This is a genomic window from Streptomyces sp. NPDC093544, assembly GCF_040683495.1.
GTDB lineage: Bacteria > Actinomycetota > Actinomycetes > Streptomycetales > Streptomycetaceae > Streptomyces.
In genome coordinates, this window is the sequence record NZ_JBFBEA010000015.1 from 100247 (window position 1) to 115624 (window position 15378).

Annotated in this window: 14 protein-coding genes; 11 read left to right on the forward strand and 3 right to left on the reverse strand. The window is 69.4% G+C overall.

Annotation, left to right across the window (positions count from 1 at the left end):
* Positions 1–84 precede the first annotated feature (84 nt).
* Positions 85–2061 (forward strand): threonine--tRNA ligase, encoded by a 1977-nt coding sequence (thrS, locus tag AB0N66_RS23440; RefSeq protein WP_365438368.1) that lies wholly within the window; start codon positions 85–87, stop codon positions 2059–2061.
* 34 nt (positions 2062–2095) lie between these two features.
* Here the strand turns inward: thrS and AB0N66_RS23445 are convergent, their stop codons facing one another.
* Positions 2096–2752: an ion channel gene (locus tag AB0N66_RS23445; RefSeq protein ID WP_365438371.1), complete on the reverse strand. Its 657-nt coding sequence runs from the start codon at positions 2750–2752 to the stop codon at positions 2096–2098.
* A gap of 67 nt (positions 2753–2819) precedes the next feature.
* Between AB0N66_RS23445 and AB0N66_RS23450 the strand changes: the two genes are divergently transcribed.
* Entirely contained in the window at positions 2820–3383 is a 564-nt protein-coding gene (locus AB0N66_RS23450) for an HIT domain-containing protein (protein WP_365438374.1), read from the forward strand.
* 276 nt (positions 3384–3659) lie between these two features.
* Here AB0N66_RS23450 and AB0N66_RS23455 read toward each other — a convergent pair whose 3' ends face one another.
* Both AB0N66_RS23455 and AB0N66_RS23460 read right to left on the reverse strand, forming a co-directional pair.
* Positions 3660–5315: a hypothetical protein gene (locus AB0N66_RS23455; RefSeq protein WP_365438377.1), complete on the reverse strand. Its 1656-nt coding sequence runs from the start codon at positions 5313–5315 to the stop codon at positions 3660–3662.
* Between the two features lie 211 nt (positions 5316–5526).
* A complete protein-coding gene (locus AB0N66_RS23460) occupies positions 5527–7725 on the reverse strand; it encodes an elongation factor G-like protein EF-G2 (RefSeq protein WP_365438380.1) in 2199 nt (732 codons plus the stop codon).
* A gap of 219 nt (positions 7726–7944) precedes the next feature.
* On the opposite strand from AB0N66_RS23460, the gene pgsA reads away from it, so the two are divergent.
* From pgsA to ruvA, 9 genes are all read left to right on the forward strand, one after another.
* Complete coding sequence (gene pgsA, locus AB0N66_RS23465; RefSeq protein WP_365438641.1) at positions 7945–8667, forward strand: phosphatidylinositol phosphate synthase; 723 nt, start codon at positions 7945–7947, stop codon at positions 8665–8667.
* Positions 8664–9623, forward strand: a complete 960-nt coding sequence (locus AB0N66_RS23470; RefSeq protein ID WP_365438383.1) for a phosphatidylinositol mannoside acyltransferase — start codon at positions 8664–8666, stop codon at positions 9621–9623. Before pgsA ends, AB0N66_RS23470 begins: the two co-directional genes overlap by 4 nt.
* Positions 9620–10780, forward strand: coding sequence for a glycosyltransferase family 4 protein (locus tag AB0N66_RS23475; RefSeq protein WP_365438385.1), 1161 nt, complete (start codon positions 9620–9622; stop codon positions 10778–10780). Before AB0N66_RS23470 ends, AB0N66_RS23475 begins: the two co-directional genes overlap by 4 nt.
* Before the next feature lie 140 nt (positions 10781–10920).
* Positions 10921–11472 (forward strand): hypothetical protein, encoded by a 552-nt coding sequence (locus AB0N66_RS23480; protein ID WP_365438387.1) that lies wholly within the window; start codon positions 10921–10923, stop codon positions 11470–11472.
* Positions 11473–11597: 125 nt separating this feature from the next.
* Positions 11598–12512, forward strand: coding sequence for a pyridoxal 5'-phosphate synthase lyase subunit PdxS (gene pdxS / locus AB0N66_RS23485; protein WP_365438389.1), 915 nt, complete (start codon positions 11598–11600; stop codon positions 12510–12512).
* 6 nt (positions 12513–12518) lie between these two features.
* Positions 12519–13115 (forward strand): pyridoxal 5'-phosphate synthase glutaminase subunit PdxT, encoded by a 597-nt coding sequence (gene pdxT / locus AB0N66_RS23490; RefSeq protein ID WP_365438391.1) that lies wholly within the window; start codon positions 12519–12521, stop codon positions 13113–13115.
* 82 nt (positions 13116–13197) lie between these two features.
* Entirely contained in the window at positions 13198–13950 is a 753-nt protein-coding gene (locus AB0N66_RS23495; RefSeq protein WP_365438392.1) for a YebC/PmpR family DNA-binding transcriptional regulator, read from the forward strand.
* 194 nt (positions 13951–14144) lie between these two features.
* Positions 14145–14750: a crossover junction endodeoxyribonuclease RuvC gene (ruvC, locus tag AB0N66_RS23500; protein ID WP_365438394.1), complete on the forward strand. Its 606-nt coding sequence runs from the start codon at positions 14145–14147 to the stop codon at positions 14748–14750.
* On the forward strand, positions 14747–15355 hold the full coding sequence (gene ruvA, locus AB0N66_RS23505; RefSeq protein WP_365438396.1) for a Holliday junction branch migration protein RuvA: 609 nt from the start codon (positions 14747–14749) through the stop codon (positions 15353–15355). Before ruvC ends, ruvA begins: the two co-directional genes overlap by 4 nt.
* The last annotated feature ends 23 nt before the right edge of the window (positions 15356–15378 follow it).

Below are 15378 nucleotides of genomic sequence, written 5' to 3' on the forward strand. Positions count from 1 at the left end.
CGGGGCCCCACGGCTCGGTACGATCGCTCTCGTATTACGTACGCAATACGAGATGCGCGCGTGCCCTTCAGGTAGGAGAGACCGGTGTCAGACGTCCGTGTGATCATCCAACGCGATTCCGAGCGGGAAGAGCGAGTGGTGACGACGGGCACTACGGCAGCCGACCTCTTCGACGGCCGGCGCACCATCGTCGCGGCCCGCGTCGGCGGCGAGCTCAAGGACCTCGCGTACGTGGTGCAGGACGGCGAGGAGGTCGAGCCCGTCGAGATCTCCTCCGAGGACGGTCTCAACATCCTGCGCCACTCCACCGCGCACGTCATGGCGCAGGCCGTGCAGGAGCTCTTCCCCGACGCCAAGCTGGGCATCGGCCCGCCGGTCAAGGACGGCTTCTACTATGACTTCGATGTCGAGAAGCCCTTCCACCCCGATGACCTCAAGGCCATCGAGAAGAAGATGCAGGAGATCCAGAAGCGCGGCCAGCGCTTCTCCCGCCGTGTGGTCACCGACGAGGACGCGCGCGAGGAGCTGGCGAACGAGCCGTACAAGCTCGAGCTGATCGGTATCAAGGGCTCCGCCTCGACCGACGACGGCGCGGACGTCGAGGTCGGCGGCGGCGAGCTGACCATCTACGACAACCTCGACGCCAAGACCGGTGAGCTGTGCTGGAAGGACCTCTGCCGCGGTCCCCACCTGCCCACCACCCGCTACATCCCGGCGTTCAAGCTGATGCGCAACGCCGCCGCGTACTGGCGCGGCAGCGAGAAGAACCCCATGCTCCAGCGCATCTACGGCACCGCGTGGCCGTCCAAGGAAGAGCTGAAGGCGCACCTCGACTTCCTCGTCGAGGCCGAGAAGCGCGACCACCGCAAGCTGGGCAGCGAGCTTGACCTGTTCTCCATCCCCGAGCAGATCGGCTCCGGCCTCGCCGTCTTCCACCCCAAGGGCGGCGTCATCCGCCGGGTCATGGAGGACTACTCGCGCCGTCGGCACGAGGAGGAGGGCTACGAGTTCGTCTACACCCCGCACGCCACCAAGGGGAAGCTCTTCGAGACCTCGGGCCACCTGGACTGGTACGCCGACGGCATGTACCCGCCCATGCAGCTCGACGAGGGCGTGGACTACTACCTCAAGCCCATGAACTGCCCGATGCACAACCTGATCTTCGACGCGCGCGGCCGCTCCTATCGTGAACTGCCGCTGCGGCTCTTCGAGTTCGGCACGGTCTACCGCTACGAGAAGTCGGGCGTCGTACACGGCCTGACCCGTGCCCGCGGCTTCACCCAGGACGACGCGCACATCTACTGCACCAAGGAGCAGATGGCGGACGAGCTCGACAAGACGCTCACCTTCGTCCTGAACCTGCTGCGCGACTACGGCCTGACCGACTTCTACCTGGAGCTGTCGACCAAGGACCCCGAGAAGTTCGTCGGCTCCGACGAGGTCTGGGAGGAGGCCACCGAGACGCTGCGGAAGGTGGCCGAGAAGCAGGGCCTCCCGCTGGTCCCGGACCCGGGCGGCGCCGCTTTCTACGGCCCGAAGATCTCCGTCCAGACCAAGGACGCCATCGGCCGCACCTGGCAGATGTCGACCGTGCAGCTCGACTTCAACCTGCCGGAGCGCTTCGACCTGGAGTACACCGGCCCTGACGGCTCCAAGCAGCGGCCGGTCATGATCCACCGCGCCCTGTTCGGCTCGATCGAGCGCTTCTTCGCGGTGCTCCTGGAACACTACGCGGGCGCGTTCCCGGCCTGGCTGGCGCCCGTACAGGCGATCGGCATCCCGATCGGCGACGCGCACGTCGAGTACCTGGAGAAGTTCGCCGCCGAGGCGAAGCGGAAGGGCCTGCGCGTCGAGGTCGACTCGTCCTCCGACCGCATGCAGAAGAAGATCCGCAACGCGCAGAAGCAGAAGGTGCCCTTCATGGTCATCGCGGGCGACGAGGACATGGCGGCGGGCGCCGTCTCCTTCCGCTACCGCGACGGCTCGCAGGAGAACGGCATCCCGATCGAAGAGGCGATCGCCAAGATCGCGAAGGTCGTGGAGGAGCGGGCGCAGGTCTGACACCCGTACCCAAGGCCCCCGGGGAGCTGCTTCTTCAGCTCCCCGGGGGCTTTTCGTCGCCCTCACTTGAGAAGACCTGCAACAGCCACGAAGAGAACGACCCCGTCACCGCGCCGAGAAGCGCGAGACCGCACGCCATCAGTCCGACCGCGATCGTCCGCCCCGCGGGCGTCACCGGCGCCACATCCCCGTATCCGACCGTCGCCAGTGTCGCGCAGGTCCACCACACCGCGTCACCGAAGGTGCGCATCGTCGCGCCAGGCGCCGCGTGCTCCTGCTGGTAGACGGCGAGGGCACCCGCGAACCCGAGCAGCGCGACGGACAGGCCCGCGTACACGATCACGCGCGAGTACAGGGCGAGCCTGGGCTCCCCACGCCGACGCTGTACGGCCTCGTAGACCTTGACGACGCGCAGCGGGCGCAGCAGCGGCAGGACGACGACCAGCGTGTCCAGCCAGTGCGTCCGTACGAAGCGGGGCCCCTGCCCGCTCAGCCGCCAGCGCACGGAGTAGTCGACCACGAACACCGCCCAGGCGGCGAACATCACGGCGAGACAGCTGTCCCGCCAGCCGGTGGGCAGACCATGTGCCAGGACGCGGACCGCGTACGAGGCGAAGTACAGCACCGAGGCCAGACCGAGCGGGATCTCGGCGCGCCGCTCCCAGCGGGCCTTGCGGCCGTCGTCGTCCATCGCCCCAGCTTGGCCGGGGACCCTTTTGTTCGGCACCCGCCGACACGCCGCGAACGGGCGAAGCAATATGCTGCATCTCATGACGAGTGAGCCGGAGCAGCAGATCGGAGTGGGTACCCAGGACGCGTTCCAGCGCCTGTGGACGCCCCATCGGATGGCTTACATCCAGGGCGAGAACAAGCCCACCGGCCCCGGGGCCGACGACGGCTGCCCGTTCTGCTCGATCCCCGCCAAGTCCGACGAGGACGGGCTCATCGTCAGGCGCGGCGAGCAGGTGTACGCGGTGCTCAACCTCTACCCGTACAACGGCGGCCACCTCATGGTCGTGCCCTACCGCCATGTAGCGGACTACACCGACCTGACCGACCCGGAGACCGCCGAACTCGGCAAGCTGACCAAGCAGGCGATGACCGCCCTCCGTACGGCCTCAGGCGCACACGGCTTCAACATCGGCATGAACCAGGGCACCGTCGCAGGCGCAGGCATCGCCGCCCACCTCCACCAGCACATCGTCCCCCGCTGGGGCGGCGACACGAACTTCATGCCGGTGGTCGGTCACACCAAGGTCCTGCCCCAACTCCTGGCGGACACCCGCAAGATGCTGGCGGACGCCTGGCCGACGGCAGCCTGACACCACGGCGGAACCCGCAGCCCGCGACGGCGATGGAGCCCCGGAACCGCGAGCCGGGAGCCGTGTGTCGGGAGAGCCGCGAGACGGCGGGAGGGGACATGCCGGAACGTCCGCCCGCAGCGGCTGGCGCGTCAACGCCGTTCTCTCGAAAAGTGACCGATTCCGCGCCAGACCGAGGACGGATGTCCGGTACGGCCCCGACCGACCCCCGACGAACCGCTGGCGCCCCGCACACTCGCCGCCAGCCGCCAGCCGCCAGCCGCCAGCCGCCAGCCGCTACGCGTCGTACACGTCAGCCTTCCGAGGCATCGGGTCCTGCACCATGGTGCTCAGGAACGACGACCGGTTCCCGAACTGCTCCGTGTCGACGCCGTTCTCCTCAAGCACCTTGATCGAAGCGGAGTGCACTACGCGCAGCACCGGCGCCGCGGCCCGCAGGGCGTCGTCGGCCATGAACCGGTGCCGCCAAGGCTGGTCGGCCCAGGAGTGCCGCAGCCCGAACGGCTCGGGAAGCACCAGGGTGCCGCCGAGCCAGTTGAGGAGCGGCGGATACCAGGTCAGGGGGGCGCGGGCCGCGAGCCGTACGACCTCGTCGGTGGTGACCAGCGGCAGATTCACCTTGCGGGTCTCCCAGAACTTGACGGCCTTCGCGACCTCTTTCGTGGGAGCCTCGGGCTTGCTGGTGAAGAGCGGGTTCACCGGTCCCAGGGCGTGCCCGGTGACCTCGATGCGCAGCGTCTGGTGCAGCACGGTCACGGTGATCAGCATGGTGATGACCAACTGGCCGTCCCAGAGCGTCCACTGGACCCCGAGGTAGTGCCGGTCGCCACTGCCGAACTGCTGCTTGTTGCAGATGTCCTGTATGGCGTGGGTCTTGATCGTGTACGCGTCCACGTCCGTACCGCCCGGCCGCGACACCGCCTTGGCGTTCTCGCCGATCGGCGTCACGATCCAGTGCTTGATCGTCGGCTTGGGAAAGCCACCGGTGTTGAGCGGACCGCGCTCCAGCATGCGGAGTTGGTCGTGGATGGACCGGATGACGTCCCAGCTGCGGAACGGGTGGATCTCCTTGGTCGCGTCACGCGCCACCAGCTCCTCGGCCAGCTGCCAGCTGCCCCACCGGGTGCCCATGCCGAGTATGCCCTTGGGCCCGGCGTAGAACACGGAGTTGGACTGCTGCTCGGCGCTGAGCCGGGCCAGCTCCTGGCGCAGCCGCTCGGCCGCGGACTCGCCGGGGCTGCCGGGCACCGCCTCGGGGATCTTGGCGCCGATGGCGCCGCCGGACAGGAGGCTGCCCCAGCGCCCGCGCAGGTCCTTGGCGGTGCGCTCGCAGATCTGCTTGGCCCAGAGCCAGCCGACGACCGGGAGGACGACCGACGCACGCGCGTACCAGCCCCAGAAGCCCGTGAACGGCATCTTGAGCAGGAAGAGCACGGCGAGGGCTCCGACGGCGACCAGGAGCGTGGTGGCGAGCGCGCCGGCGCGCTTGTCCTCACGCCTGGCGATGGTGGACCGGATCTGGAAGACCAACAGCCATATCAGCAGCCCGGGCAGGAAGAGCACGCCGCACAGCACCATCACGGCCGACAGCCAGTTGTCGCGCTCCCTGCGGATGCGGTTCGCCGCGAGGCAGTGCTCCACCACGACCTGCGGCTCGGTGCCGAAGGACTGGATGAGCGGCTTGCGGCCGGCGCCCAGCATGCGGTCCTGTACCGCCCGCGCGAAGGCCTCACCCAGGTTCGGCGAAAAGAGCTTGATCCTTGGGGGATTGACGGTGGACTTGTGCCATTCGTTGTCGGCCTTGAGGATCTCCTCGACGCCGCTGTCCCGGTACGACGCCGAGGCGAGGGCATAGGTCGCGGCCGTCTGTCCCTCGGAGCCCGAGAGCGGCACCTGCGCCCCAGGAGTGAAATCGAATCCGTCGAACGCCACTGCCGCCCCCCATCGCCGCTGTTCCGCTGCTGCGGCCTTTCCCGACTTCCGTGCCTCGCACACCTGTTGATCAGGTCATCGTCTTGATCAGGTTCTCAGAGTATCCGCCGGGACCGACATTCGTCGGCGGACGACCGAAGCCGTCCGCCGACACGAAGGAGAATCCGACCACTTTCAGGTCAGCCCGAACTCAGCCTGAACTCAGCCCGAACTACGAGGCGTCCCGCGCCTGTTCGCGAATCCTCTCGGCGATCTGAGACGGCATCGGCTCGTGCCGCGCGTAACTGCGGCTGAAGCGCGCGGTGCCGTGCGAGAGGGAGCGCAGATCGACGGCGTACCGCCCGATCTCGATCTCCGGTACCTCGGCCCGCACGAGCGTGCGCCCGCCGCCCGCCTGCTCGGTGCCGACGACCCGGCCGCGCCGCCCCGACAGGTCGCTCATCACGGCGCCCACATAGTCGTCGCCGACCATGACGGTCACCTCCGCCACCGGCTCCAGGAGATGGATCCTGGCGTCGGCCGCGGCCTCACGCAGGGCGAGCGCGCCCGCGGTCTGGAACGCGGCGTCGGAGGAGTCCACGGAGTGCGCCTTGCCGTCGAGCAGGGTGATCCGGATGTCGTTGAGGGGATGGCCGGCGGCCACTCCCTTGGCTGCCTGAGCGCGTACGCCCTTCTCGACGGACGGGATGAACTGCCGTGGCACCGCGCCGCCGACGACCTTGTCCACGAACTCGATGCCGGAGCCGTTCGGCAGCGGTTCGACCTCGATCTCGCAGATCGCGTACTGGCCGTGCCCGCCGGACTGCTTCACATGGCGCCCGCGCCCGGCGGCCCGGTCCGCGAACGTCTCCCGCAGGGAGACCTTGTACGGGATCACGTCGACCTGCACGCCGTAGCGGTTGCGCAGCCGCTCCAGAGCGACGTCCGCGTGGGCCTCGCCCAGGCACCACAGGACGACCTGGTGGGTGTTCTGGTTCTGCTCCAGGCGCATCGTGGGGTCCTCGGCGACCAGCCGGCCCAGGCCCTGCGAGAGCTTGTCCTCGTCGGCCTTGCTGTGTGCCTGGATGGCGAGCGGCAGCAGCGGGTCGGGCATCTGCCAGGGCTCCATCAGCAGTGGGTCGTCCTTGGCCGAGAGGGTGTCGCCGGTCTCGGCCCGGTGCAGTTTCGCCACGCAGGCCAGGTCGCCCGCGATGCAGTGCGTGAGGGCGCGCTGCTGCTTGCCGAACGGCGCGGACAGGGCGCCGACACGTTCGTCGACGTCGTGATCCTCGTGGCCCCGGTCGGTCAGCCCGTGCCCGGAGACGTGCACCGTCACATCGGGGCGCAGGGTGCCGGAGAAGACCCGTACGAGCGAGACACGGCCCACGTAGGGGTCGGACGCGGTCTTCACGACCTCCGCGACCAGCGGCCCGTTCGGGTCGCAGACCTTGACCTCGCGCGCCTTGCCGTCCGGGGTGGTGACCGTGGGTGCCTCGCGCTCCAGCGGGGTCGGGAAACCGCCCGTGACGAGTTCGAGGAGTTCGACCGTGCCGAGGCCCTGGCGGGCGCCCTCGGCGGCGGGCGCGGCGGCCAGCACCGGGAAGAAGACCCCGCGCGCCACGGCCCGCTCCAGGTCCTGCACCAGCGTCTTGAGGTCGATCTCCGCGCCGCCGAGATAGCGGTCCATGAGGGTCTCGTCCTCGCTCTCGGCGATGATTCCCTCGATCAGCCGATTGCGCGCCTCCTCGATGAGCGGCAGCTGGTCGGGGCCGGGCTCGGCCTCCTTGCGCTCTCCGGATGAGTAGTCGAACAGGCGCTGCGACAGCAGCCCGATCAGCCCGGTCACGGGTGCGTGCCCGTCCGGTCCCGGTGCGCCGTGCAGGGGCAGGTACAGGGGCAGTACGGCGTCGGGGTCGTCCGCGCCGAAGGCCTCCGCGCAGATCCGCGTCATCGCGTCGAAGTCGGCCCGGGCGGATTCGAGATGCGTGATCACGATGGCCCTCGGCATACCGACGGCCGCGCACTCCTCCCACACCATCCGGGTCGAGCCGTCCACCCCGTCCGAGGCCGAGACGACGAAAAGGGCCGCGTCCGCCGCTCGCAGACCGGCCCTCAGTTCCCCGACGAAATCGGCGTATCCGGGGGTGTCCAGAATGTTGATCTTGTATCCGTCCCAGTCGACGGGTACCAGGGAGAGCTGCACCGAGCGCTGCTGCCGGTGCTCGATCTCGTCGTAGTCGGAGACGGTGCCGCCGTCCTCCACGCGGCCCGCCCGGTTCACCGCTCCCGCCGTCAGCGCGAGAGCCTCCACCAACGTCGTCTTGCCCGATCCGCTGTGGCCGACCAGCACCACATTCCGTACGGACGCGGGGTGGTCGGCCGCCGTAGCCCTGCCGGCGGCTCCGGGGTATGCATTCGCCTTGTCGCCCATGGCCTTGCCTCCCGTACACGGTGAGGTCACTGTGGGCGCGGACATGCGGAACCCGCGTGCGGTGGCGGCTCCGATGACGCCCGCGGTGCCTTCGAGCTTTCCACTCGCGTCACGGTGCGTCCATACAGCGGACGTGATCGCGCCAGTAGACCGGCCTGATCGCGTCGGGACACGGTGGCGCGGGTGCCCGACCGTCGCACAAGCGCGCGCGTGGCTACGATGGGCCAGCCGGTGGCCAGCAGGGGCCGCGCGGCGCCACCGACCGTCGGGAAGGCCATGCTGAACAAGTACGCGCGTGCATTCTTTACGCGTGTCCTCACACCGTTCGCCGCGTTTCTCATCCGCCGGGGGGTAAGCCCCGACACGGTCACCGTCCTGGGTACGGCCGGAGTGGTGACGGGCGCGCTGGTCTTCTATCCCCGGGGAGAGTTCTTCTGGGGCACGATCGTCATCACGCTCTTCGTGTTCTCGGACCTCGTCGACGGGAACATGGCGCGCCAGCTCGGCCGCACCAGTCGCTGGGGTGCCTTCCTGGATTCGACGCTCGACCGGGTCGCCGACAGCGCGGTCTTCGGTGGCTTCGCGCTCTGGTACGCGGCCGGCGGAGACAACAACGTCCTGTGCGCCGTGTCGATCTTCTGCCTGGCCAGCGGCCAGGTGGTCTCGTACACCAAGGCCCGCGGTGAGTCGATCGGTCTGCCGGTCGCGGTCAACGGACTGATCGAGCGTTCCGAGCGTCTGGTGATCTCACTGGTCGCGGCGGGCCTCGCGGGCATGCACAAGTTCGGGATTCCCGGCATCGACGTGCTGCTGCCCATCGCCCTGTGGATCGTCGCAGTCGGCAGCCTCGTCACGCTGATCCAGCGCGTCGTGACAGTGCGCAGGGAGTCCGCGGAGGCGGACGCCGCGTCCGCGGCCCAGAGCAGCGGGACCGCGTCGTGAGCAGTCTTCAGGACCGCCTGACGGACGGGGCGTACGCGCTCGGCTGGGGCACCGTCAAGAAGCTCCCCGAGCCGGTCGCCGTGCGGCTGGGCCGGACCATCGCGGACATCGCCTGGAAGAAGCGCGGCAAGGGCGTACGGCGCCTGGAGAGCAACTACGCGCGCGTGCTGCCCGACGCGACACCGGAGCGGCTCGCCGAGCTCTCCAGGGCGGGCATGCGCTCCTATCTGCGCTACTGGATGGAGTCTTTCCGGCTTCCGGCCTGGAGCGAGGAGCGCGTGAAGACGGGCTTCGAGGTGAAGGACGAGCACTACCTCACCGACGGGATCGCCTCCGACAGGGGCGTGATCCTCGCGCTGCCCCACATGGGCAACTGGGATCTTGCGGGAGCCTGGGTCACCACCGCGCTCGACACCCCCTTCACGACGGTCGCCGAGCGGCTCAAGCCCGAGTCGCTGTACGACCGTTTCGTCGCCTATCGCGAGGGCCTCGGCATGGAGGTTCTGCCGCACAGCGGCGGCACCGCGTTCGGCACACTGGCCCGGCGGCTGCGCGACGGCGGCCTGGTCTGTCTGGTCGCCGAGCGCGACCTGTCCGCGTCCGGCGTCGAGGTCGAGTTCTTCGGCGAGGCGACCCGGATGCCGGCCGGACCGGCTCTGCTGGCCCAGCAGACCGGCGCCCTGCTCCTTCCCGTGACGCTCTGGTACGACGACTCACCCGTGATGCAGGGCCGAATCCATCCCCCCGTCGAGGTACCCGAGACAGGCACCCGGGCCGAAAAGACGTCTGCCATGACACAGGCGCTGGCCGACGCCTTCGCCACGGGGATCGCCGACCATCCGGAGGACTGGCACATGCTCCAGCGCTTGTGGCTCAAGGACCTCGATCCTGAGAGGGATCCCCAGAAGGGCCCTGACCAGGGTCCCGAGCAGTATCCAGAGAAGGGGACCCCGTGAGGATCGGCATCGTCTGCCCGTACTCCTGGGATGTACCGGGCGGCGTCCAGTTCCACATCCGTGATCTGGCCGAACACCTCATCCGCCTCGGGCACGAGGTGTCCGTCCTCGCTCCCGCGGACGACGAGACCCCCCTGCCGCCGTACGTCGTCTCGGCGGGCCGAGCGGTTCCCGTGCCGTACAACGGCTCGGTGGCGCGCCTGAACTTCGGCTTCCTGTCGGCGGCCCGGGTCCGGCGCTGGCTGCACGACGGCACCTTCGACGTGATCCACATCCACGAACCGGCATCGCCGTCGCTGGGTCTGCTGGCCTGCTGGGCCGCGCAGGGCCCGATCGTGGCCACCTTCCACACCTCCAACCCGCGCTCCCGGGCGATGATCGCCGCGTACCCGATCCTCCAGCCCGCCCTGGAGAAGATCCGCGCGCGGATCGCGGTGAGCGAGTACGCGCGCCGCACCCTGGTCGAGCACCTTGGCGGCGACGCCGTCGTCATCCCGAACGGTGTCGACGTCGACTTCTTCGCCCGCGCCAAGCCCAAGGCCGAGTGGCAGGGCGAAACCCTCGGCTTCATCGGCCGGATCGACGAGCCCCGCAAGGGCCTGCCCGTCCTCATGAAGGCCCTGCCGAAGATCCTGGCGGAGCGCCCTAAGACCCGGCTCCTGGTCGCGGGGCGCGGCGACGAGAAAGAGGCCGTCGAGGACCTGCCGGACGAGATGCGTTCACGCGTCGAGTTCCTCGGCATGGTCAGCGACGAGGACAAGGCACGCTTCCTGCGCAGCGTCGACGTGTACGTGGCGCCCAACACCGGCGGCGAGAGCTTCGGGATCATCTTGGTGGAGGCCCTTTCGGCGGGGGCGCCGGTGCTGGCCTCCGACCTCGACGCGTTCACGCAGGTGCTGGACCAGGGTGCGGCCGGCGAACTGTTCGCCAACGAGGACGCGGACGCGTTGGCCGCCTCCGCCGTACGGCTCCTCGGTGATCCCGCGCGTCGCGCGGAGTTGCGCGAGCGGGGGAGCGCGCATGTGCGGCGGTTCGACTGGTCGACCGTCGGGGCGGACATTCTGTCCGTGTACGAGACGGTGACGGACGGGGCGGCCGCGGTGGCCACCGATGAACGGACGGGGCTGCGCGCGCGGTTCGGGCTGGCCAGGGACTGAGGGGGACGGGCTGAGGGGGTCCGGCCCTTTCAGGGAGCGGACGGACCGTGCGCACGCGCGCGGGTGGACCGTTCACATTTCCAACTGCCCGTGTCCGGGGCCTCGTAGGGCTGGGCCCGTGCACAGGTAGCCTTCCGCCCGTGACCCCAACCCTGATCTGGATCCTTGTCGGCCTTGTCGCGATCGGCCTCTACCTGAGCTGGACCGCGGGGCGGCTCGACCGGCTGCACGCCCGGATCGACGCGGCCCGCGCCGCCCTCGACGCGCAACTGTTGCGCCGGGCCTCGGTCGCCCAGGAACTGGCCACGTCCGGAGTGCTCGACCCGGCCGCGTCGATCGTGCTGTACGAGGCGGCACACGCGGCCCGGCAGGCCGAGGAGGAGCAGCGTGAGGTGGCCGAGAGCGACCTGAGCCAGGCGCTGCGGGCCGTGTTCGGGGAAGTGCAGCAGGTCGAGGCCGTGCGGGCCGCTCCCGGGGGCGAGGAGGCCGCCGGGGAGCTGGCCCAGGCGGTCCGGCGGGTGCCGATGGCCCGGCGCTTCCACAACGACGCCGTACGGGCCGCCCGGGCGCTCCGCGAGCACCGTGCGGTCCGCTGGTTCCATCTGGCCGGGCATGCGCCGTTTCCGCTGGCCTTCGAGATGGACGACGAGCCCCCGGTGGCCCTGGCGGACCGTCCGACGAGCGGAGCGTAGGGATTCTTCGCCTCCATGGGCGAAGAAAAATGAGCCACCGCCTCCCCATTGGCCCTTGCTGTGGCCTGGTTCACTGGCGTTTCCTCGGTAGTGCAGAAACCCTCTTTCACCGAGTGAGGTCACCCGTGTCCAGCACGCTCTCCAACTCCGCACAGAACCCCGAGACCGGCACCGCGCGCGTGAAGCGCGGCATGGCCGAGCAGCTCAAGGGGGGCGTGATCATGGATGTGGTCAACGCCGAGCAGGCGAAGATCGCCGAGGACGCGGGCGCCGTCGCCGTCATGGCCCTGGAGCGCGTCCCGGCCGACATCCGCAAGGACGGCGGCGTGGCCCGCATGTCGGACCCGACCATGATCGAGGAGATCATCGACGCGGTCTCGATCCCGGTCATGGCCAAGTCCCGTATCGGCCACTTCGTCGAGGCCCAGGTGCTCCAGTCCCTCGGCGTCGACTACATCGACGAGTCCGAGGTCCTCACCCCGGCCGACGAGGTCAACCACTCCGACAAGTGGGCGTTCACCACTCCCTTCGTGTGTGGCGCCACCAACCTGGGGGAGGCCCTGCGCCGGATAGCCGAGGGCGCCGCCATGATCCGCTCCAAGGGCGAGGCCGGCACCGGCAACGTCGTCGAGGCCGTCCGCCACCTGCGCCAGATCAAGAACGAGATCGCCAGGCTGCGCGGCTTCGACAACAACGAGCTGTACGCCGCCGCCAAGGAGCTGCGCGCCCCGTACGAGATCGTGCGCGAGGTCGCCGAGCTCGGCAAGCTGCCGGTCGTGCTGTTCTCCGCAGGTGGTGTCGCGACCCCGGCCGACGCCGCGCTGATGCGCCAGCTCGGCGCCGAGGGCGTCTTCGTCGGCTCCGGCATCTTCAAGTCCGGCGACCCGGCCAAGCGCGCCGCCGCCATCGTGAAGGCCACCACCTTCTACGACGACCCGAAGATCATCGCGGACGCGTCCCGCAACCTGGGCGAGGCCATGGTCGGCATCAACTGCGACACCCTCCCCGAGGCCGAGCGCTACGCGAACCGTGGCTGGTAGTCACCCATGAGCACTCCTGTCATAGGCGTCCTGGCACTCCAGGGTGACGTACGGGAGCACCTGATCGCCCTGGCCGCGGCTGACGCCGTGGCCAGGCCGGTGCGGCGCCCCGAGGAACTCGCCGAGGTCGAGGGTCTTGTCATCCCCGGCGGCGAGTCCACCACCATCTCCAAACTGGCCGTCCTGTTCGGCCTGATGGAACCCCTCCGCGCGCGCGTGCGGAACGGTATGCCGGTCTACGGCACCTGCGCCGGCATGATCATGCTCGCCGACAAGATCCTCGACCCGCGTTCGGGCCAGGAGACGATCGGCGGCATCGACATGATCGTGCGCCGCAACGCCTTCGGACGTCAGAACGAGTCCTTCGAAGCGGCGGTCGACGTCACGGGCGTCGAGGGCGATCCTGTGGAGGGCGTCTTCATCCGTGCCCCCTGGGTCGAATCCGTGGGCGCCGAGACCGAGGTGCTCGCGGAGCACGAGGGCCACATCGTCGCCGTGCGGCAGGGCAACGCGCTCGCCACGTCGTTCCACCCGGAACTGACCGGCGACCACCGCGTGCACGCCCTGTTCGTCGACATGGTGCGCGCGAACCGGACACCGTAGTCCTTGTAGGATCTGGGGATCCCCCAGGCTCGCGAAGCCCGGGGAGTTCGTACGGGATGGGTTACGCGAAGGAGACAGGCAGATGTCCGGCCACTCTAAATGGGCTACGACGAAGCACAAGAAGGCCGTGGTCGACGCCAAACGCGGCAAGCTCTTCGCGAAGATGATCAAGAACATCGAGGTCGCGGCCCGCACGGGCGGCGCCGACGTGTCCGGCAACCCGACGCTTTTCGACGCCATCCAGAAGGCGAAGAAGAGCTCGGTTCCGAACAAGAACATCGACTCCGCGGTCAAGCGCGGCGCCGGTCTCGAAGCCGGTGGCGCCGACTACGAGACGATCATGTACGAGGGTTACGGCCCGAACGGTGTCGCGGTGCTCATCGAGTGCCTCACCGACAACCGCAACCGTGCCGCCTCGGACGTCCGCGTCGCCATGACGCGCAACGGCGGCAACATGGCCGACCCGGGTTCGGTCTCCTACCTCTTCCACCGCAAGGGCGTCGTGATCGTCCCCAAGGGTGAGCTGAGCGAGGACGACGTCCTGGATGCCGTGCTCGACGCGGGAGCCGAGGAGGTCAACGACCTCGGTGACTCCTACGAGGTCATCTCCGAGGCCACCGACCTGGTCGCGGTGCGCACCGCGCTCCAGGAGGCGGGCATCGACTACGACTCCGCCGAGGCGAACTTCGTCCCGACCATGCAGGTCGAGCTCGACGAAGAGGGCGCCCGGAAGATCTTCAAGCTGATCGACGCCCTCGAGGACAGCGACGACGTGCAGAACGTCTTCGCCAACTTCGACGTGAGCGACGACGTCATGGCGAAGGTCGACGCCTGAGCCGCGAGGGTTCCTTTTGGCGGGCTGGTGGGACACGTCCTACCGGCCCGCAGTCGTTGTCGGTGGCAGCGGATAGCCTGGCGACGACAGACGATGATCGCCGTCCACGGACCGCAGCCATCAATTGAGCAACCACGACGGCGATCAGCCACCTCCGCGAGAGCGGCGGCGGTTCAGCCGCAAAGGGGGTCTGGGTGCGAGTACTGGGCGTTGACCCCGGGTTGACCCGATGCGGTGTCGGCGTGGTCGAAGGTGTCGCGGGCCGGCCCCTCACCATGCGCGGCGTCGGCGTCGTACGCACCCCGGCGGACGCCGAGTTGGGACTGCGCCTCGTCGCCATCGAACAGGGCATCGAGCAGTGGCTCGACGAGTACAAGCCCGAATTCGTCGCCGTGGAGCGGGTGTTCAGCCAGCACAACGTCCGTACGGTGATGGGCACCGCCCAGGCCAGCGCGGTCGCCATGCTCTGCGCCGCCCGGCGTGGCATCCCGGTCGCCCTGCACACCCCGAGCGAGGTCAAGGCGGCCGTCACCGGCCACGGCCGTGCGGACAAAGCCCAGGTCGGAGCCATGGTCACGCGCCTGCTCCGCCTGGACGCGCCCCCCAAGCCCGCCGACGCCGCGGACGCCCTGGCCCTCGCCATCTGCCACATCTGGCGCGGGCCCGCCCAGAACCGGCTCCAGCAGGCCGTCGCGCAGAACCGCCTCCAGCAGGCCCACGCTCTGCACGCATCGGAACAAGCATCGAAACAGGCAGCGCCACCCGCGTCGCCATCCGCATCGAAAGGCCGTACCGCATGATCGCCTTCGTCAGCGGCCCGGTCGCCGCCCTCGCCCCCGACTCGGCGGTCGTCGAGGTCGCCGGCATCGGCATCGCCGTCCAGTGCACGCCCAACACGCTCTCCGGACTCCGTATGGGACACCCGGCGAAGCTCGCCACCTCCCTCGTCGTACGCGAGGACTCACTGACCCTGTACGGCTTCGTGGACGACGACGAGCGGGGGACCTTCGAGCTGCTCCAGACCGCGAGCGGCGTCGGGCCCCGGCTCGCTCAGGCGATGCTCGCCGTGCACACGCCGGACGCCCTGCGCCGCGCGGTGGCCTCCGGTGACGAGAAGGCGCTCATGGCCGTTCCCGGCATCGGCAAGAAGGGCGCGCAGAAGCTCCTGCTGGAGTTCAAGGACCGGCTCGGCGCCCCCATCGGCACCAGCACCGGAATCGGTGCCCCGGTCAGCACCGGCTGGCGCGACCAGCTGCACGCCGCGCTGATCGGCCTCGGGTATGCGACGCGCGAGGCCGACGAGGCGGTCTCCGCGGTCGCTCCGCAGGCCGAGGCCGCCGAGGGCACACCCGAGGTCGGCCGGCTGCTGAAGGCCGCCCTGCAGAGCCTGAACCGCGCCCGCTGAACCGGCGGCCCCCGGCCCATCCA

Excerpts from the sequence above, each read along its gene's own strand:
- AB0N66_RS23460 (WP_365438380.1), bottom strand. The coding sequence starts at position 7,725 with ATGGGCGACAAGGCGAATGCATACCCCGGAGCCGCCGGCAGGGCTACG.
- pgsA (WP_365438641.1), top strand. The coding sequence starts at position 7,945 with ATGGGCCAGCCGGTGGCCAGCAGGGGCCGCGCGGCGCCACCGACCGTC.
- AB0N66_RS23450 (WP_365438374.1), top strand. The coding sequence starts at position 2,820 with ATGCTGCATCTCATGACGAGTGAGCCGGAGCAGCAGATCGGAGTGGGT.
- AB0N66_RS23445 (WP_365438371.1), bottom strand. The coding sequence starts at position 2,752 with ATGGACGACGACGGCCGCAAGGCCCGCTGGGAGCGGCGCGCCGAGATC.
- pdxT (WP_365438391.1), top strand. The coding sequence starts at position 12,519 with ATGAGCACTCCTGTCATAGGCGTCCTGGCACTCCAGGGTGACGTACGG.
- AB0N66_RS23495 (WP_365438392.1), top strand. The coding sequence starts at position 13,198 with ATGTCCGGCCACTCTAAATGGGCTACGACGAAGCACAAGAAGGCCGTG.
- ruvA (WP_365438396.1), top strand. The coding sequence starts at position 14,747 with ATGATCGCCTTCGTCAGCGGCCCGGTCGCCGCCCTCGCCCCCGACTCG.